Source organism: Mesorhizobium sp. M0077 (genome assembly GCF_040322955.1).
Lineage (GTDB): Bacteria > Pseudomonadota > Alphaproteobacteria > Rhizobiales > Rhizobiaceae > Mesorhizobium.
This window is the reverse complement of sequence record NZ_JAMYUL010000001.1, coordinates 359,464-379,186: the sequence shown is the minus strand read 5'-3', so window position 1 is coordinate 379,186 and position 19,723 is coordinate 359,464. Positions and strand designations below refer to the sequence as shown.

14 protein-coding genes are annotated in these 19,723 nt (G+C 62.9%); 8 read left to right on the top strand and 6 right to left on the bottom strand.

Annotated features, from left to right (window positions below):
* Positions 1 to 57: 57 nt before the first annotated feature.
* From hemH to NKJ57_RS01820, 3 genes are all read left to right on the top strand, one after another.
* Positions 58 to 1,122: a ferrochelatase gene (gene hemH / locus NKJ57_RS01830; RefSeq protein ID WP_023683248.1), complete on the top strand. Its 1,065-nt coding sequence runs from the start codon at positions 58 to 60 to the stop codon at positions 1,120 to 1,122.
* Between the two features lie 158 nt (positions 1,123 to 1,280).
* Complete coding sequence (locus NKJ57_RS01825; RefSeq protein WP_023671952.1) at positions 1,281 to 2,231, top strand: SPFH domain-containing protein; 951 nt, start codon at positions 1,281 to 1,283, stop codon at positions 2,229 to 2,231.
* Positions 2,232 to 2,332: 101 nt separating this feature from the next.
* Positions 2,333 to 2,797 (top strand): NfeD family protein, encoded by a 465-nt coding sequence (locus NKJ57_RS01820; protein WP_023686409.1) that lies wholly within the window; start codon positions 2,333 to 2,335, stop codon positions 2,795 to 2,797.
* A gap of 86 nt (positions 2,798 to 2,883) precedes the next feature.
* Here the strand turns inward: NKJ57_RS01820 and NKJ57_RS01815 are convergent, their stop codons facing one another.
* Complete coding sequence (locus NKJ57_RS01815; RefSeq protein WP_023704013.1) at positions 2,884 to 3,879, bottom strand: KpsF/GutQ family sugar-phosphate isomerase; 996 nt, start codon at positions 3,877 to 3,879, stop codon at positions 2,884 to 2,886.
* Positions 3,880 to 4,029: 150 nt separating this feature from the next.
* On the opposite strand from NKJ57_RS01815, the gene NKJ57_RS01810 reads away from it, so the two are divergent.
* Entirely contained in the window at positions 4,030 to 5,814 is a 1,785-nt protein-coding gene (locus NKJ57_RS01810) for an outer membrane beta-barrel protein (protein ID WP_352510379.1), read from the top strand.
* Here NKJ57_RS01810 and galU read toward each other — a convergent pair whose 3' ends face one another.
* Positions 5,815 to 6,720 (bottom strand): UTP--glucose-1-phosphate uridylyltransferase GalU, encoded by a 906-nt coding sequence (gene galU, locus NKJ57_RS01805; RefSeq protein ID WP_352510378.1) that lies wholly within the window; start codon positions 6,718 to 6,720, stop codon positions 5,815 to 5,817.
* 207 nt (positions 6,721 to 6,927) lie between these two features.
* Between galU and NKJ57_RS01800 the strand changes: the two genes are divergently transcribed.
* Both NKJ57_RS01800 and NKJ57_RS01795 read left to right on the top strand, forming a co-directional pair.
* Positions 6,928 to 8,151 carry a lytic murein transglycosylase gene (locus NKJ57_RS01800; protein WP_023828228.1) on the top strand — a complete coding sequence of 408 codons (1,224 nt, stop codon included), beginning with the start codon at positions 6,928 to 6,930 and terminating at the stop codon, positions 8,149 to 8,151.
* Positions 8,152 to 8,255: 104 nt separating this feature from the next.
* Positions 8,256 to 9,461, top strand: coding sequence for an SGNH/GDSL hydrolase family protein (locus tag NKJ57_RS01795; RefSeq protein WP_352510377.1), 1,206 nt, complete (start codon positions 8,256 to 8,258; stop codon positions 9,459 to 9,461).
* On the opposite strand, the gene NKJ57_RS01790 is transcribed toward NKJ57_RS01795, so the two are convergent.
* Both NKJ57_RS01790 and gltB read right to left on the bottom strand, forming a co-directional pair.
* The gene (locus NKJ57_RS01790) at positions 9,458 to 10,912 is read right to left on the bottom strand and encodes a glutamate synthase subunit beta (protein ID WP_023686414.1); all 1,455 of its coding nucleotides are present in this window, start codon (positions 10,910 to 10,912) and stop codon (positions 9,458 to 9,460) included. The genes NKJ57_RS01795 and NKJ57_RS01790 overlap by 4 nt on opposite strands.
* A gap of 140 nt (positions 10,913 to 11,052) precedes the next feature.
* Positions 11,053 to 15,804 (bottom strand): glutamate synthase large subunit, encoded by a 4,752-nt coding sequence (gene gltB, locus NKJ57_RS01785; protein ID WP_352510376.1) that lies wholly within the window; start codon positions 15,802 to 15,804, stop codon positions 11,053 to 11,055.
* A gap of 509 nt (positions 15,805 to 16,313) precedes the next feature.
* Here gltB and NKJ57_RS01780 point away from each other — a divergent pair.
* On the top strand, positions 16,314 to 17,363 hold the full coding sequence (locus NKJ57_RS01780; RefSeq protein ID WP_023686416.1) for a threonine aldolase family protein: 1,050 nt from the start codon (positions 16,314 to 16,316) through the stop codon (positions 17,361 to 17,363).
* Between the two features lie 18 nt (positions 17,364 to 17,381).
* Entirely contained in the window at positions 17,382 to 18,278 is an 897-nt protein-coding gene (locus NKJ57_RS01775; RefSeq protein WP_352573639.1) for an MBL fold metallo-hydrolase, read from the top strand.
* On the opposite strand, the gene NKJ57_RS01770 is transcribed toward NKJ57_RS01775, so the two are convergent.
* Complete coding sequence (locus NKJ57_RS01770) at positions 18,275 to 19,039, bottom strand: sulfite exporter TauE/SafE family protein (protein ID WP_023686418.1); 765 nt, start codon at positions 19,037 to 19,039, stop codon at positions 18,275 to 18,277. The two genes, NKJ57_RS01775 and NKJ57_RS01770, sit on opposite strands and share 4 nt — an antisense overlap.
* A 157-nt stretch (positions 19,040 to 19,196) precedes the next feature.
* Entirely contained in the window at positions 19,197 to 19,664 is a 468-nt protein-coding gene (locus NKJ57_RS01765) for an Hsp20 family protein (protein WP_023671202.1), read from the bottom strand.
* Positions 19,665 to 19,723: the final 59 nt, after the last annotated feature.

Genomic DNA, 19,723 nt, shown 5'->3' with positions numbered 1-19,723 from the left:
CTCCGCATCGCTAGGTTCGCCCGACATCGTCGGTTTTCGCGGTGTCGGGAGACCTTCATGACGCTTTCCACGCCTGTCGACCCCAAAGCCGCGAAAGCGCTCGACCCGCTACCGGCCGGACATCCGCCGGTAAAGGCAGGCAAGATCGGCGTCATGTTGGTCAATCTCGGCACGCCGGACGGCACCGATTTCAAGCCGATGTGGCGCTATCTCCGCGAATTCCTGTCCGATCCGCGGGTCATCGAGCTCAACAAGGCGATCTGGTATCCGATCCTCTACGGCTTGGTGCTGACCACGAGACCGAACAAGTCCGGCGCCAATTACGCCAGGATATGGAACCGCGAGAGGAACGAGTCGCCGCTGCGCACCTACACCCGGGCGCAGGGCGAAAAGCTGGCCGCAGCGCTCATCGACCTACCCGATGTCGTGGTCGACTGGGCGATGCGCTACGGCAACCCCTCGACCGCGAGCGTCGCTCAAAGGCTGGTCGAGCAAGGCTGCGACCGCATCCTGTCGTTCCCACTCTACCCGCAATACTCCGCGACCACCACCGCGACCGCCAACGACCAGCTGTTTCGCGCCTTGATGAAGATGCGCCGCGCGCCTGCCGTGCGCAGTGTTCCGCCCTACTATGACGAGCCGGTCTACATCGAGGCGCTCGCCCATTCGATCGAACGGCATCTGGCAACGCTAGACTTCGAGCCCGAGGTGGTCATCACCTCCTATCACGGCATCCCGAAGCCCTATTTCGAGAAGGGCGATCCCTATCACTGCCACTGCCAGAAGACGACACGGCTGTTGCGTGAACGACTGGGGTGGGATGAAAAGAAGCTGATCATCACCTTCCAGTCGCGCTTCGGCGCCCAGGAATGGCTGCAGCCCTACACCGACAAGACGGTCGAGAAACTGGCGAAGGACGGCGTGAAATCGATCGCCATCGTCAACCCAGGCTTTTCCGTCGACTGCATCGAGACGCTGGACGAAATCGGCCGCGAGGCGGCCGAGACCTTCCATCACGCCGGCGGCGAGAAATTCGCCCACATCCCGTGCCTCAACGACAGTGCAGAAGGCATGGCGGTGATCGAGGCGATGGTGCGGCGCGAGCTGTCGGGCTGGGTCTGAGGCCGCCACGTTGCGGCGATCGATCGCCGCAGTTGCGCTATTCCATGCACTAATAATCAACGATCACCTGATTGTAACATTATTGAAACACACCTAAGTGTTTGGTGAAGTCGGTTGCATGGAATCAACGCCATGGCCGGCATCTGAGGGAGATTCAAATGGACTTCAGTGGTTTCGGTATTGCGATTGGTGCGCTTGCCTTTCTGGTATTGGTGCTTCTTATCAAAGGCATCCGGACAATCCCGCAAGGCTATAATTATACGGTGGAGCGCTTTGGTCGTTACACCAAAACACTAAGCCCCGGCCTCAACCTCATCGTGCCGTTCGTCGACCGAATCGGCGCCAAGATGAACATGATGGAGCAGGTGCTCGACGTTCCGAGCCAGGAAATCATCACGCGCGACAACGCCATTGTGGGCGTCGACGGCATCGCCTTCTACCAGATCCTCAATGCGGCCCAGGCCGCCTACCAGGTCGCCGGCCTGGAGAACGCCATCCTCAATTTGACGATGACCAACATCCGTACCGTCATGGGCTCGATGGACCTCGACGAATTGCTGTCGAACCGCGACGCCATCAACGAGCGCCTGCTGCGCGTCGTCGACGAAGCGGCGCATCCGTGGGGCATCAAGATCACCCGCGTCGAGATCAAGGATATCAATCCGCCGGCCAACCTCATCGAATCGATGGGTCGTCAGATGACCGCCGAACGCAATAAGCGTGCGCAGATCCTCGCCGCCGAAGGCCTCAAGCAGTCGCAGATCCTCGAGGCCGAAGGCCGCAAGGAAGCCGCCTTCCGCGACGCCGAGGCGCGCGAACGCTCGGCCGAGGCCGAAGCGCGAGCCACCCAGGTTGTATCGGAAGCCATCTCCAAGGGCGACGTGCAGGCACTCAATTACTTCGTGGCGCTCAAATACACCGAAGCGATGGGCAAGATCGGCACCGCTAACAACAGCAAGGTCGTGCTGATGCCGATGGAAGCCTCGGCGCTGATCGGCACCCTCGGCGGCATAAGCGAGATCGCCAGGGAGGTGTTCCGCAGCGAAGGCACCGCCGGCGCCGCCAGGCAGGCCGCCCGCCCTCCGGTGGTTCGCCCAAGCGAAAACTGAGATCGGGCGAGAACTGAGATCATAAGAGCATGATCCCGAAAAGTGGGAGCCGGTTTTCGGAAAAGATCATGCTCTCAAACAAGAACTAGGAGCGCACTCCCATGTTCGACCGCATCATTTCCGAACTTGGTCCGTGGAACTGGATGGTTCTGGGCTTCGTCCTCCTGGTGATGGAGGTCATCGCGCCAGGAATATTCATGCTGTGGATCGGCATCGCCGCATTGGTGATCGGTGTGATTTCCCTGCTCGTCTGGGACGCAAGCTTCTGGGCCTGGGAAGTCCAGGTCCTCGCCTTCCTGGCCCTGTCGCTGGTCTCGGCCCTTGCCGGAAAGAAGCTGGTTGGTGGGCGTAATACCCCTAGCGACCAGCCGCTCCTCAACCGGCGCGGCGCGCAGTTGGTCGGCAGGATGGCAACGCTGGCCGAGCCGATCAAGGACGGTCGCGGCCGCATCAAACTCGGCGACACACTGTGGCGCGTCTCCGGTCCCGACCTGCCGGCCGGCACGCAGGTGCGCGTCGTCAGTTCGGCCGACACCGATCTGGAACTGACCGTCGAGGCAGTTTGACATTTCGAAAGCGCATGGCGCTTTCGATCCGGAAAATCAGGCGCGTCGCCTAGGGCTTCCCGAACGCGACGCGTCCTTTGATTTTTTCAGGCGGCGCCGATGCGCAGCAGGTCGTGCAGATGAACCAGTCCCACGAGCCGCCTGCCTTCGACCACCATCAGGCTCGTAATGGCCGAATTGTTGATAATCTGCAGCGCCGTCGCCACCAGCGTGTCCGGTGTGGCCGTCTTCGGCTTTTTCGTCATCACCTGATCGACGCTCATTTCCATGAGATTGCTGCCGATGTGACGCCTGATGTCGCCATCGGTGATGATGCCCACCAACGCGCCATCCGCCGTCGCGATCGCCACGCAGCCGAAGCCCTTGTTCGACAATTCGAGGATCGCCTCGCGCATGCCCGTGCCGGAAGCCACCAGCGGCAGCCTTTCGCCGACATGCATGATCTCGTGGATCTGCGTGAGATTGGCGCCGAGCTGGCCGCCGGGGTGGAACGTGCGGAAATGGTCGGGCGTGAAGCCGCGCGCTTCGAGCAGCGCTATGGCCAGCGCATCGCCGACCACCAGTTGCAGCAGGGTCGATGTCGTCGGCGCCAGACCGTGCGGGCAGGCTTCCGGCGCGGACGGCAGGAGCACCACCACGTCGGCCGCGCGCGCCAGCGCCGAGGCCGCGCCCGCGGTAATCGCAATCAGCGGGATCGAGAAGCGCCTGGAATAGGCGACGATGCCCATCAATTCTTTGCTCTCGCCGGACCATGACATGGCGATGATGGCATCGTCTCTGGCGATCATGCCAAGGTCGCCGTGATTGGCCTCCGCCGGATGGACGAAGAAGGCAGGCGTGCCGGTCGAAGCCAGACTAGCCGCGATCTTAGTGCCGATATGGCCGCTTTTGCCGACGCCGGTGACTATGACGCGGCCATTGATGCGCGACACCATGTCGACGGCGCGGGCGAAAGGTTCGGCCAGTTCGTTCTCCAGCGCGGCGGCCAATGCCGCCACGCCGGCCTGTTCCGTGGCTACCGTTCTCAGCGCCGAGGCGACCGAAGCCTCCAAAGGCTTCTTTTCTGGGGATCCCGCATGCATGGCTGATGCGATTAGCGCTTTGCCGTTCGCCTGTCCAACAGAATTGCCGTCCAGCCATGTCGTACAGGCACACCTTCAACCCTCCGTTAACCATCCCCGTTTACGGTTCGGTAAGTATGGCGCGCTTGCGCCGCGCAAGCAGTGGTGACGATGTCGCGGGCCCAGCCTCAAGAGAAAAAAGGTCGAACGGGCAGAGCGTTTTGCGCTCTGCTTCTGGCGACGAGCGTGCTCGCTTTGCTGCGGCCAACTGCGCTTCATGCCCAGGAGACCGAGCTGCGCGGCGAAGTTTCGGAATCGGCGATCCTGTCCGACCAGCAGCGCCGGGCCAGGCAATTGAGCAAGGCCAACACGCAGGTCAAGACCGCCCCTGCCGACACCGCCCCCACGGGAAACACGCCAACCGCTTATGTGCCGGCCAGCGACGGCGCCTTGCCTGACGACACCGACCCGTCACAGGCCGGCGCAAACAGCATTTTCGACCCGCCGGCGACCATCGACGATTCGTTCGTCGACAAGCCGCCAACCGTCCAGCCACGCCGGCCGTCGACGGCAAAGCAACGCGCCGCCGCGGATGCAGACAAGGCCAAGGACAAAACCAAGGCTGCCGACAAAAAGAAGCCTGGCAAAGCCACGGACCAGACCACCACCGGAACGACTCCGGACGGCACTGCGGCAGACGACGCCGATCAGGACACAGCCAACCGCCGTGTCCTCACCGTCGACAGCGTCGACCGGCAGAAGCTCGACCCTGGCGCCGAGCGCACCGACGCCATCGAGGGCCAAAAGAAGAAGCTCGAGGACGACCCGTACGCGGCAACCGGCATCAAGGTCGGCTCGTTCCTGCTGCGGCCGACGCTCGAGCAGGGCGTTGCCGTCACGTCGAACGCCGATTCCAGCGCTGGCGGCAAGTCGGCGGTGCTGTCCGAAACGGCGCTGCGTTTTTCCGCCGCCTCCGATTGGCGCGAGAATTCGGCGGTCATCGACGGCTACGGCAATTTCCGCAACACCATTTCGGGCCAGAAGATCAATGAGGCACGCGGCCGTATCCAAGGCACGTACAATGTCGACCTCGACAATGAACTGCGTGCCATCGCCAAGCTCGGCTACGAGATTGCGCCGGAATCGGCCTCCGCGCCCGACGCCATTGCCGGCGTCAAATCGCAGCCGATCCGCCAGACGGTCGACGGCAGCCTCGGCGTCGAGAAGGACGTTGGCAAGATGCGCTTTGCGCTGACCGGTGCGGTCTCCCACGACATCTATGGCGACGCCAAGCTAACGGACGGCACCGTGTTGTCGCAGAAGGATCAGGACAACACGCTCTACACCGCAACGTTGCGGACCGGCTATGAAATTTCCCCGGCTCTGACGCCCTTTGCTGAGATTGAGCTCGGCCGCCGGGTATATGACCAACGGATCGACAACAAGGGCTTCGAGCGCTCTTCGACCCGGCTTGGCGCACGCGCCGGTATCGAAGTCGACATGGGCGAGAAGCTCAAGGGTGAGTTCTCGGCCGGCTGGGTGAGGGAGGCGATCGACGACAAGAACCTGGAGGCGATTTCGGGAGCCACCATCAATGCCGACCTCAAATGGTCGCCCGAGCGCGGCACCATCATCGGCGTCACCGGGCGAACCACGGTCGAAGGCACAACGAATGCCGGTGAGAGCGGCGACATCCTCTATTCCGGCCGCCTCACCGGCGAGCGGCAGATCCGCGCCGACCTGACCGGCAACGCAGCCCTTGGGCTCGACTGGCGCAATTACACCGGCTCCGACGGCCATGACATGACGCTAAGTGCAGAGGCCGGGCTGACCTGGTGGCTGAACCGTTACGTCGGTCTCACCAGCCGCGCTCGCACCGAAAAGCTGACCAGCAATCTGCCCGGGCGCAACTACACCGCCAACAGCATCTATTTGGGGCTGAAGCTGCAGCGGTAGCTAAAAAGCAGCGCCGCGACGCTCGGACGGCTTCATCTCATCGAGCAGCGTGCGGATGACGCCGGCCATGTTCTCGTTCATGTCGCTGCGCCACAGCGCGAAGGCGACATTGGCCTCGACGAACCCTTCCGGCGAGCCGCAATCGAAGGTGCGGCCCTGAAAGTGGTAGCCAAAGAAGGGCTGCTGCTTTTCCAGCTTCAGCATCGCGTCGGTGAGCTGGATCTCGTTGCCGGCGCCCTTTTCCTGGCTTTCCAGGATCTTGAAAATCTCGGGCTGCAGGATGTAGCGGCCGTTGATGTAGAGATTGGACGGCGCGGTGCCGATCTTCGGCTTTTCGACCATCTCGGTGATGCGGAAGCCGTGATGCGTGTCCTCGCCGCGGCCGACAATGCCGTATTTGTGGGTTTCGGCCGGATCGCATTCCTGCACCGCGATGATGTTGTTGCCGGTCTCCTCGTAGAGCTCGACCATGGCCTTCATGCAGCTCTTTTCGGACTGCATGATCATGTCGGGCAGCAACAGCGCGAAGGGTTCGTCGCCGACCAGTTCCCGGGCGCACCAGACGGCGTGGCCGAGACCCATCGGCACCTGCTGGCGGGTGAACGAGGTCTGCCCCGGGCCCGGCTGCAGCCGCTGCAAGCGGGCCAGCTGATCGTCCTTGCCGCGCTGTGCCAGCGTATCATAGAGCTCGAACTGGATATCGAAATGGTCTTCTATGACCGCCTTGTTGCGGCCGGTGACGAAGATGAAATGTTCGATGCCGGCCTCGCGCGCCTCATCGACGACATACTGGATGACCGGCCGGTCGACGACGGTCAACATCTCCTTGGGAATGGCCTTGGTGGCCGGGAGAAACCGTGTGCCGAGACCGGCGACCGGGAAAACTGCCTTGCGAACTCGCTTCATGCGTCAATTATCCGTTTGAGGGCGTGCCCGGCAATCCCGCCTCGCGACATTTTCGCGCCGGAATTGGGGATTATCGGGCCATTGAGGGAAACATCAACCGGTAAAGCATCCAGGTGTCTTTTCGTTCCAGGCGCCGCCTATGGTAAACCAATTGCTAACCCGGTTCGGCGATGAATGGTCTTTCCTGAGATAGAGAAAGGGGAAAATATGTCCGTTCGCAGTGCCGCAAAACTCTTTACCAGCGTGCTGACGGCGGCCAGCCTCTCGCTCGCCTTGCTGATGCCGGCCGGACCGGCCTTCGCCGATGCCGGGTTTCGGCAATGGGTCGCCGGCTTCCGCGCCACGGCCGTGGCGGGCGGCGTTTCCGGCGCGGTCTACGACCGAGCGTTCCGGGGCATCAATGAGCCCGACCCGGTGGTGCTGGAAAAGGCACGCACCCAGCCCGAGTTCACCGCGCCCGCCTGGGACTATTTCGACAACCGCGTCCATGACCAGTCCGTTGCCGTCGGCCAGCAGATGGCCAGGAAATGGAAGCCGTGGCTGGACCGGATCGAAGCCAGGTTCGGCGTCGACCGCTACATCCTGCTCGCCATCTGGTCGATGGAATCGAATTATGGCGAGATCCTCAAGCGCGACGACATCATGCGCAATGTCATCCGCTCGCTGGCAACCCTCGCCTATGGCGACGCCAAGCGTTCGAAATTCGCCCGCACCCAATTGGTCGCCGCGCTGAAAATCCTGCAGACCGGCGACATCGACGAAAGCCACCTGATGGGCTCCTGGGCCGGCGCCATGGGCCAGACCCAGTTCATCCCGACCAGCTACCAGCATTATGCCGTCGACATGGACGGCAACGGCAAGCGCGACATCTGGAATTCGATCCCCGATGCGTTGGCGACATCAGCCAATCTGCTGAAGAAGAATGGCTGGCAGGGCGGCAAGACCTGGGGCTACGAGGTCACCATTCCAGCCGGCAAACTGCCTGCCGGCTCGAAGACATTGGCGCAGTGGCAGGCGCTCGGCGTCGCCAGGGCCAATGGCAAGCCGTTCAAGAACGCAACCGACACGGCGACGCTGAAAGTGCCGGACGGCCGCGGCGGACCGGCCTTCCTGATGATCAAGAACTTCTCCGTCATCAAGGCCTACAACAACGCCGACAAATATGCCCTGGCCGTCGGCCTTCTTGCCGACGAAATCGCCGGCTCTAATGGTCTGGTGCAGGACTGGAAGCGGCCTTTCACCAAACTGTCCTTCGAGGAAAGGCAGGAGTTGCAGAAGCGGCTTTCGCAGCACGGACTTTACGACGGCAAGTTCGACGGCAAGATCGGTGACGGTACGAAAACCGCCATCATGACCTATCAGGCAACGGTCGGCTTGACCCAAGACGGGTATCCGAGCATGGAAGTGCTCAAATGGCTCAGAAAGAAATAGAGCCGACGACGGCAGCGCGCATCTGCGACGCGCAAGGGATGCCGTAGCATCGGTCTGTGCATGATCCCCTGCGAGGGCCATGCACCAAGTGATGGAGAGGGTGCTTGGTTCCGGCAGCGCGTATCCGTGTGATCGTTTTCCGCTTGCCGATCCTCATTCTGGCCATCGTCGTCCTGGCGACGGGGGTCGCCGGCAGTTTCCACACACCGGCTTTGGCGCAGGAGCAACCGCAGAACCGCGGCTGGTCGCTGCGCGACCTTCTGTTCCCGCGCCGCAGCGAACGCATCGAGCCGCCGCTCGACGTCCGCAAGGCAAAGCCGAAGGTCAAGAAGAAGCCCCGTGCACCCGTTGAACCTTCCGCTCCGATTGTCGAGAAGACACCGGATGCCCGCGTCATTCTGGTGATCGGCGATTTCATGGCCAACGGCCTGGCCGAAGGCCTCGAAACAGCCTTTGCCGACAATGCCAACGTCAGGATCGTCGAGCGCGCCAACGGTTCTTCGGGTTTCGTGCGCGATGATGTCTACAACTGGCCCGAACAGGTCAAATCGCTGGTCGAGACCGAAAAACCCTCCGTGGTCGTCGTCATGCTCGGCTCCAACGACCGCCAGCAGATGCGCGTCAACGATGTGCGCGAGCAGCCGCGCTCCGAGAACTGGACCAAGGAATACGAACGCCGGACCGAAGCCTTGGGAAAGGCACTGGCGGCGACCAAGGTGCCTTATCTGTGGGTCGGCATGCCAGCCTTCAAGACGCCGAAGATGACCTCCGACATGCTGGCATTCAACGACATCTACCACTCGGCAGCCGAGAAGAACGGCGGCGAATTCGTCGATGTCTGGGATGGGTTCGTCGACGAGAACGGCGCCTTTGTCTCGACCGGCCCCGACATTAACGGCCAGGCCGTGCGGCTGCGCTCCGACGACGGCATCAACGTCTCGAAAGCCGGCAAGCGAAAGCTCGCCTTCTACACCGAAAAGCCGCTGGCCAAGATCCTCGGCCTGGCAGCGCCGGGAAGCGTGGTGACGGCTGCCGCGCCGGCCGGCGCCCCGGTCGAGGCGCCGTCGCTGCCCGCCGCCCCGATCGTGGTCGACCGCACCGTTCCAATGCTGCTCAACGATCCGGCGCTCGACGGCGGGACCGAGCTTCTCGGTGCGGCGGCGGCGCCGAAAGCCAATCCGGATCTGCCCGGCGAAAAACTAATCCTCGAAGGCAAGGCGCCCGAGGCCTCGCCCGGCCGCGCCGACGACTTCTCCTGGCCGCCCAAGGCCGCTGCCGCGACGGATACGACGACGGCGATCAACCGTTAACGGGGGAGTACCGTCGACCCCATCAGCGCTTCATCGATCGAGCGCGCGGCCTGGCGGCCTTCGCGGATCGCCCACACAACCAGCGACTGGCCGCGGCGCACATCACCTGCGGCGTAGAGCTTGTCGACGCTGGTCTTGTAGTCGCGATCGTTGGCTTCGACATTGCGGGAACGGCGGCTGTCGGTGGTGATTTTCATCTCACCGTCCAGCTCTTTCGCGACGCCGGCGGCAGCCGGTCCGGCAAAGCCGATGGCGATGAAGGCGAGGTCTGCACGGATGACGAATTCGGTGCCGGGGATAGGCTTGCGCTTCTCGTCGACTTCGCAGCATTTGACGCCGGTCAGCTGGCCGTCCTCGCCGATGAATTCGAGCGTCGCCACCTGGAATTCGCGCTCCGCACCTTCGGCCTGTGAGGACGAGGTGCGCATCTTGGTCGCCCAGTAAGGCCAGACCGAAAGCTTGTCTTCCTTCTCCGGCGGCTGCGGGCGGATGTCGAGCTGGGTGACGCGCACCGCGCCCTGGCGGAAGGCGGTGCCGACGCAGTCGGACGCGGTATCGCCGCCGCCGACGACGACGACATGCTGGCCGCCGGCGATGATCGGATGCGACGGCCAGGCCACCGACTGGATCGGCTCGCCGCCGACGCGACGGTTCTGCTGCACCAGATAGGGCATGGCGTCATAGACGCCGCCGAGATCGTCGCCCGGAATATTGGCCGGACGCGGCGATTCCGAACCGCCGCAATAGAGCACCGCATCGTATCCGGCGAGCAACTCTGCCACCGGCTTGTCGACGCCGACATTGACGCCGCAATGGAAGGTCACGCCCTCGCCCTGCATCTGCTCGATGCGGCGGTCGATATAGTGCTTCTCGATCTTGAAGTCGGGAATGCCGTAGCGCATCAGCCCGCCGGGACGGCTCTCACGCTCATAAACGCTGACCTCGTGGCCGGCGCGGCCAAGCTGCTGCGCCGCCGCCATCCCTGCCGGGCCGGAGCCGATGACAGCGACCCGCTTGCCCGTCTTCTTCTCTGGCGGATAAGGCCGGATATGGCCGGTTTCATAAGCCTTGTCGGCGATTGCCTGTTCGACAGTCTTGATGGCAACCGGAATGTCCTCGAGGTTCAGCGTGCAGGCTTCCTCGCAGGGCGCGGGGCAGATGCGGCCGGTGAACTCGGGGAAATTGTTGGTCGAATGCAGGTTGCGGATCGCATTGTCCCAGTCGCCATTGTAGACGAGGTCGTTCCAGTCCGGGATCTGGTTGTGGATCGGGCAACCGGTCGGCCCGTGGCAGAACGGGATGCCGCAATCCATGCAGCGCGCCGCCTGTTTCTCGACCTCCTTGTCCGACATCGGCAGCGTGAATTCACGAAAATGCCGGATGCGGTCGGAGGCCGGCTGGTACTTGTGCACCTGCCGGTCGATTTCGAGAAAGCCTGTTACCTTGCCCATAGTCCAGTTCCTGCTGTCCAGATGGTGCGGTTTTCGCACCCGTTAACCCCTTGAGGCAGCCGTGGCAACCTTGCATCCGAGGTCAAACTGTCGCTGAAAGTTCCGCCGGGAAGCCTGCGCCTCCCGGCAAGTCGAAAAACCTATTCCGCCGCCACGCCCATGCGCATGCGTTCCATCTCGATCAGCGCGCGGCGGTATTCGACCGGCATGATCTTGCGGAATTTCGGCCGGAAGGTCGTCCAGTCGTCGAGTATCTCGCGGCCGCGTACCGAACCGGTGAAATGGACGTGGTTCGAGATAAGCTGGTAAAGCCGTTCCTCGTCATGGGTGGTCATGTCACCCGAGACGTCGACGCGACCCTTGTGGTCGAGGTCACCGCCATGATGCAGCAGCCTTTCCATCAGATCGTCTTCTTCCGGAACCGGCTCCAGCTCGACCATCGCCATGTTGCAGCGCGCGGCGAAATCGCCGGCCTCATCCAGAACATAGGCCACGCCGCCCGACATGCCGGCAGCGAAGTTGCGACCGGTCTGGCCGATGACGACGACGATGCCGCCGGTCATGTATTCGCAGCCATGATCGCCGACGCCTTCAACGACGGCGGCGACGCCCGAATTGCGCACCGCGAAGCGCTCGCCGGCGACACCTGCGAAATAGGCCTCGCCCTCGGTCGCGCCATAGAGGACGGTGTTGCCGACGATGATCGATTCCGCCGCGACGATCCTGGACTCCTCCGGCGGCCGGATGACGATGCGTCCGCCCGACAGGCCCTTGCCGACATAGTCGTTGGCCGCACCGACGAGATCGAACGAGATGCCGCGCGCCAGGAAGGCGCCGAACGACTGGCCGGCGGTGCCGGTCAGCTTCACCTGGATCGTGTCCTCGCGCAGGCCCTTGTGCCTGAAGCGCTTGGCGACTTCGCCCGACAGCATGGCGCCCGTGGAGCGATCGACATTGCGGATGTCGACCTCGATCTTGACCGGCTGCTTGCTTTCGAGCGCGGGCTTCGCCAGTTCGATCAGCTTGCGATCGAGTACATCGTCGATCGGGTGTTTCTGCCGTTCGGTCCAGTGCACCGCCTCATGCGGCGCGTCCGGCTTGAAGAACATCTTGCCGAAATCGAGCCCACGCGCCTTCCAATGCTGGATCATCTCGCGCTTTTCCAGCAGGTCGCTGTCGCCGATGATCTGGTCGATATGGGTGTAGCCCATCTCGGCCAGCAGCCCCCTCACCTCTTCCGCAACATAGAAGAAGAAGTTGATGACATGCTCGGGCGTGCCCTTGAAACGCTTGCGCAGAACCGGATCCTGCGTCGCGACGCCGACCGGGCAGGTGTTCAAGTGGCACTTGCGCATCATGATGCAGCCGGCCGCGATCAGCGGCGCGGTCGAGAAGCCGAACTCGTCGGCGCCGAGCAGCGCACCGATGATGAGGTCGCGCCCCGTGCGCAAGCCGCCATCGACCTGCAGCGCAACGCGCGAGCGCAGCCCGTTCAGCACCAGCGTCTGGTGCGTCTCGGCTAGGCCCATTTCCCACGGGCTGCCGGCATGCTTGAGCGAGGTCAGCGGCGACGCGCCGGTGCCGCCATCATAGCCCGATATGGTGATGTGGTCGGCGCGTGCCTTGGCGACGCCGGCCGCAACCGTACCGACACCGACTTCCGACACCAGCTTGACCGATACGTCGGCCGCCGGGTTGACGTTCTTCAGATCATAGATCAGCTGCGCCAGATCCTCGATCGAATAGATGTCGTGATGCGGCGGCGGCGAGATCAGGCCGACGCCGGGCGTCGAGTGCCGGACCTTGGCAATGGTCGCGTCGACCTTGTGGCCGGGCAGCTGGCCGCCCTCACCGGGCTTGGCGCCCTGCGCGACCTTGATCTGCATGACATCGGAATTGACGAGATACTCGGCGGTGACGCCAAACCGCCCCGAGGCGACCTGCTTGATCGCCGAACGTTCGGGGTTCTTGCCGCCGCCGGGCAGCGGCAGATAGCGGTCGGCCTCTTCGCCGCCCTCGCCGGTGTTCGACTTGCCGCCGATCTGGTTCATGGCACGCGCCAGCGTCGTGTGTGCCTCGCGCGAGATCGAGCCGAACGACATCGCCCCTGTCGAGAAGCGCTTGACGATATCGGCCGCCGACATCACGTCCTCTATCGCCACCTTCTTGCGGCCGGTCTCTTCCGCAAGCTTGATCCTGAACAGGCCGCGTATGGTCTGGGCACGGGCCGTCTCGCTGTCGATCTGCGCGGAATACTCCTTGAACGTCTCCCACGAGCCCTGGCGCACGGCGTGCTGCAAGGTGGCGACGGCGTCGGGCGACCACATATGGGCTTCGCCGCGCATGCGGTACATATACTCGCCGCCGACCTCGAGGCTGTTGCGCAGCACCGGATCGTTGCCGAAACCGTCGGTGTGCCGGCTGAGCGTCTCAGCCGCGACCTCGTCCAGGCCGACACCTTCGATCAGCGTCGCTGTGCCGGTGAAGTACTTCTCGACGAAATCCGACTTCAGCCCGATGGCGTCGAATATCTGCGCGCCGCAATAGGACTGGTAGGTGGAGATGCCCATCTTCGACATCACCTTGAGGATGCCCTTGCCGATCGACTTGATATAGCGCGAGACCACCTCGTAGGCGTCGACCTCTGCCGGCAGTTCGCCACGCTTGTGCATGTCGAGCAGCGTGTCGAAAGCAAGGTAGGGGTTGATCGCCTCGGCGCCGTAGCCGGCGAGACAGCAGAAATGATGCACTTCGCGGGGCTCGCCGGATTCGACGACCAGGCCGACCGCGGTGCGCAGACCCTTGCGGATCAGATGGTGGTGCACGGCAGCCGTCGCCAGCAGTGCCGGAATGGCGATACGGTCGGGACCGACCTGGCGGTCGGACAGGATGATGATGTTGTAGCCGCCGGCAACGGCCGCCTCGGCGCGCTCGCACAGACGCTCGACGGCGCCCTGCATGCCGGCCGCGCCCTCGCTCGACCCGTAGGTGATGTCGATGGTCTTGGTGTCGAAACGGTCCTCGGTGTGGCCGATCGAGCGGATCTTTTCCAGATCGCCATTGGTCAGGATCGGCTGGCGCACTTCGAGCCGCTTGCGGCGCGAATTGCCGACCAGGTCGAAGATGTTCGGCCGCGGCCCGATGAACGACACCAGACTCATCACCAGCTCTTCGCGGATCGGGTCGATCGGCGGGTTGGTTACCTGGGCGAAGTTCTGCTTGAAATAGGTGTAGAGCAGCTTCGACTTGTCCGACATCGCCGAGATCGGCGTGTCGGTTCCCATCGAACCCACGGCTTCCTGGCCGGTGGTCGCCATCGGCGACATCAGCAGCTTGGTGTCTTCCTGGCTGTAGCCGAAAGCCTGCTGGCGATCGAGAAGGCTGACATCCTTGCGTAGCGCGCGCGGCTCGACCGGCTTCAGATCCTCCAGGATCAGCTGCGTGTTGTTGAGCCAGGTCTTGTAGGGATGCCTGGTGGCGATCTCCGACTTGATCTCCTCGTCGGAAATGATGCGGCCCTTGGCAAGGTCGATCAGAAGCATGCGGCCAGGCTGCAGCCGCCACTTCTTGACGATCCTCTCCTCCGGCACCGGCAGCACGCCGGCTTCGGACGCCATGATGACGCGGTCGTCGTCGGTGACGATGTAGCGCGCCGGGCGCAGCCCGTTGCGGTCGAGCGTGGCGCCGATCTGGCGGCCGTCGGTGAAGGCGACCGCGGCCGGCCCGTCCCACGGCTCCATAAGCGCTGCATGGTATTCGTAGAAAGCCTTGCGATCGGCATCCATCAGCTTGTTGCCGGCCCAGGCTTCCGGGATCAGCATCATCATGGCGTGGCTGAGGCTGTAGCCGCCCTGGAACAGGAATTCGAGCGCATTGTCGAAGCACGCCGTGTCGGACTGGCCGTCATAGGAGATCGGCCACAGCTTGGAGATGTTGTTGCCGAACAGTTCGGAATCGACCGAGGCCTGGCGCGCCGCCATCCAGTTGTTGTTGCCGCGCACCGTGTTGATCTCGCCATTATGCGCGACCATGCGGTAGGGGTGCGCGAGCTTCCATGACGGGAAGGTGTTGGTCGAGAAGCGCTGGTGGACGAGGATCAGCGCGGTCTCGAAACGCGGATCCGACAAATCCTTGTAATAGGCGCCGACCTGGTAGGCCAGGAACATGCCCTTGTAGACGATGGTACGCGCCGATAGCGACACACAGTAGGCGCCGATATCCTTGTTGTTGTTCTCGGCGTAGATGCGGCCGGAAATCACCTTGCGCAGCAGGTACAGCCTGGCCTCGTATTCCTCGTCATCTGGAATGTCCGATGTGCGGCCGATGAAGACCTGGCGATGGAACGGTTCGGAGGCCGCAATATCGGGCGCCTTCGACAGCGATGAATTGTCGACCGGCACGTCGCGAAAGCCGAGCAGCGGCAGCCCTTCTGACTGCGCCGATTCGGCGATGATCTCTTCGATATGGGCGCGCAGTGCCGCATCCTGCGGCATGAACCAGTGGCCGACGCCGTATTGGCCTGCCGCCGGCAGTTCGACGCCCTGGGCCGCCATCTCTTCGCGGAAGAAATGATCGGGAACCTGCACCAGCACGCCGGCGCCGTCGCCCATCAGCGGATCGGCGCCGACAGCGCCGCGATGCGTCAGGTTTTCGAGCACGAAGAGCCCGTCCTTGACGATCTGGTGCGACTTCACGTTCTTCATGTTGACGATGAAGCCAACGCCGCACGCGTCATGCTCGTTGCGCGGATCATAGAGACCCTGCGCGGCCATGCCATTGGTGGTCAGGCCGTTGGTGGTCTGGCCTTCTTTGGTCAGAACGGTATTTTTAACGGCTGCCGCTTTCGTCTGCGCGGCCTGGCCGATAATCGCAGATGGCGTCAGTTCCGTCATCGTCCTGTCCTCCGTTCCGGCCCCTTGCACGTCTAGCATTTGGGGCGCTGGTCTACCTTGGGAAGCGACTGGCTTCCGCTCTCATTCTTGCGGCACGTCTTTTCGAAATCCTTGGCGGACCGTGCGGTGCACCGCCGGTTCGTATCCGGTATCGTACAGGCCACAGCCGAGCCGTCTACCCGTCGCTCGCGGCAACGGCCGGAGTGGCCCAAATGATACGCCAATCCAGCCTGACTTGTGCGACAAAATAAGACAGCACTACTGTCCTAAATTTTTATGGCAGAAATCCTGGGCGCGCACAAGACCGATTCACCAAATTCTTGGACGTTTGGCGACAGAAAATTACGTCAGGCGCTGTTGAAACGAAATTTCGGTCCCGGCACTCCTTCGTGATCGCCTTTGGCTTTACCGCTTTTTCAGCCCTTGGCCCTTGCGCGTCAAACCCCGAAACGGCCATGGTCGCGCTCTTGTCGCAACCAGACTTTCTCAACCAGGCAGGGACTTTGCTGATGTTCTTTGCATCCGACAACTGGGCGGGCGTCCATTCCAACATTGCCGCCGGGCTGTCAGCCAATGCCGGCGGCTTTTCGACCGCCTATGGCGATGGCGATCTCGACCGCGCCGTCTACCAGCGTTTTAGCGAGATCTTCGAACGCGAGGTCGCGGTGTTCTTCGTCGCTACCGGCACGGCGGCCAACTCGCTGTCCCTGGCCGCTTACAACAAGCCCGGCGGCATTTCCTTTGCGCACCGCGAATCGCACATCATCGAGGACGAATGCGGCGCGCCGGAATATTTCAGCGGCGGCTCGCGTCTCCATGCTGTCGACGGCGCCCTGGGCAAGATCGATCCGCACAATCTTGAACGCGCCGTCGCCCGTTTCGCACCCGAAATCGTCCATTGGGGACGCCCGACGGCCGTCTCGATCACCCAATCGACCGAAGTCGGCACAGTGTACGGGCTCGACGACATTTCCACCATTTCGGAGATCGCCAAACGCTTTTCCCTGCCGCTGCATATGGACGGCGCCCGTTTTGCCAACGCATTGGTCGCGCTTGAGACGACGCCGGCCGAAATGACCTGGAAGCGCGGCGTCGACATCGTCTCGTTCGGCGGCACCAAGAACGGCTGCTGGTGCGCCGAAGCGGTGGTGCTGTTCGATCTAGACCGCGCCAAGGAGTTGTCCTTCCTGCGCAAGCGCGCCGCACAGCTGTTCTCCAAGTCGCGCTTCATCGCAGCGCAGTTCGACGCCTACTTCACGGACGGCCTGTGGCTGGACACGGCCCGTCATGCCAATGCCATGGCCGCGCGCCTGGCGGCTGCGATCGAGGATTCGGCAACGGCGAAGCTCGCCTGGTTGCCGCAGGCCAACGAGGTGTTCGCGGTGATGAAAAAGGCGGAAGCCGAAAGGCTGCAATCCGTCGGCGCAGCCTTTTACGACTGGCACAGGCCGCACGGCTTCGACGGCCATGTCGGCGAGGACGAGTTGCTCTATCGCTTCGTCACCAGCTTTGCCACGACTTCAGATGAGGTCGATCGCTTCGGCCAGATGATCGCCTGAACCCGCGAGACCGCGCCAATGACAAAGCCACCTCTCGGCTCAACCATGCGGCTGGTTCGCCCGGCGCCAAACGTGCTCGGCTTCTACGATGGCCGCGTTGACGGCGTTCGCGCCTGGTCGGACGAGCCGAACTGGCTGGACGACGGCGCCTATGCCCTCGGCATCTGCACCTATGCGAGCGTCGATGGTTCGCAGGCGCTTGTCTACGACACGCATATTTCGCTGCCTCACGCGCGCTTCATCAGGCAGACGCTCGAAGACATGGGCGCAACATCGATCCGGGTCGTGCTCAGCCACTGGCATGACGATCATATTGCCGGCAATGAGGTGTTTCAGGATTGCGAGATTATCGCCAACACGCTCACCGCCTCGGCGCTCGCGAACAACCGGGCTGAGATCGAAAGCGGTGTTCCACCGATCAAGCCTCTCGTGCTGCCGAACAGGACCTTCGCAGGCAGTCTTGACCTCGCCGTTGGATCGATCGCCGTCGAACTGCGTCAGGTCGAAATCCACAGCCATGACGGCACGGTGCTGTTCATGCCCGAAACCGGCCTGCTCCTGGCGGGCGACACGCTCGAGGATCCGATCACCTATGTCAGCGAGGCGGATCGGCTGGCGCAACATCTGGTCGATCTCGAACGCATGGCCGGCTGGTCGATAGACCGCATCTTGCCCAATCACGGCTCGCTCGAAGCGATTGAGCGAGGCGGCTACGACAAAGGCCTCATCGCCGCGACGCAAGCCTACGTTCAAAAACTGCTTCGCTGCCGGCGTGAGCCTGATCTTGCGAAGCAGGATCTGAAAACCTGCGGCGCCGACATATTCGCCACGGGCGCGGTCGAGTACTTCGCGCTGTACGAGCCCGTCCACCGGCAAAACGTCGAGGCCGTTCTCGCAACCGGCACCGATCGCTAAGCAAGGAAAGGCCGCGCCAAAAGCTCGAGGCCAAGCAAGATCAGGAAAACAAGAAACCAGCGCCGGAAGGTCGCCGGGCTGATCCGCTGTCGGAGCAACTGTCCGAGCCACATGCCGAGCAAGGCCGGCGCAACCGCCAGCGACGACATGGCGACATGCCCGACCTGGAACGCGCCGTGCGAGGCAAGGCCGGCAGCGAGCGCGATCGTCGACACGGTGAAGGACAGGCCGAGCGCCTGGATCAGATCGTCACGGCTCAAGCCCAGCGCCTGAATGTAAGGTACAGCGGGCACGACGAACACGCCGGTGCCGCCGGTGACGATGCCGGTAAGGAAACCGACGATGGGCGACGACCAGCGCTCGGCTGACGCGGGAACCGTCAACTGCCGCGCCAGCAGCGTATAGACGGCATAGACGATCAGCGCCGCCCCGAGGCCGGCCGTCGTCCATTTGACATTGTCGCTGGCCAGCAGCCATGAGCCGGCCAGCGTGCCGGCGACGATGCCGACCATCATCAGCCACAGCCGCCTGAGGATCCATCCGAAGCTCGGGCCGGCAAACAGCTGCCAGATATTGGTGACGAAGGACGGCACGATCAGCAGCGAAGCCGCGGCGACCGGCGGCATGATTGTGCCCAGCAGCCCCATCGCCAACGTCGGCAGTCCCATACCGGTAACGCCCTTGACGATGCCGGCCAGCAGGAAGGTCACCGCAATGGTTGCCGTTAGGGCCAGGGAAAAATCAGCCGAAAGATCAGACATCGCCCTTCATGGGAAGACGGCGCCCGCCGCAAAAGAGCCAGAACTCTTCGGTTGGGGTGACAGAGGCTGCGGCGAAAAAAAGCGGCGCCTCGCGGCGCCGCTTTCGTCTCGGGAGGAGACGCTTTCAACCTTGGGCGTTGTGACGCCGCCGTCTTGATCACGCGGCGTTCTTGGCCTCGATCTGCTTGGCGTTGGCCGAAGAGGCGGTAATCGCGATCTTGCGCGGCTTCAGCTCCTCGGGGATGTTGCGCTTAAGGTCGACGAAAAGCAGGCCGTTCTTCAGGGTGGCGCCGACGACCTCGACATGGTCGGCAAGCTGGAAGCGGCGCTCGAACGAACGCGAGGCGATGCCGCGGTAGAGCAGCTCGGAGCCTTCGCCATTGCCCTCTTCCTTGCGCTCACCCTTGACGGTCAGCACGTTGCGGTGGGCTTCGATCGAAATCTCTTCGTCCGAGAAGCCGGCAACCGCCATCGAGATGCGATAGGCGTCCTCGCCGGTGCGCTCGATGTTGTAGGGCGGATAGGTCTGCGCGCCATCGGGCTGGGCCAGCGAGTCGAGCATGGTGAACAGGCGGTCGAAGCCGACGGTCGAGCGATAGAGCGGGGAAAAATCAACGTGACGCATGAGGTGTTCTCCTGTTGAGCAACATGTTTGCGTGTGGCCGGTGCGAAACCCTGGAAAGG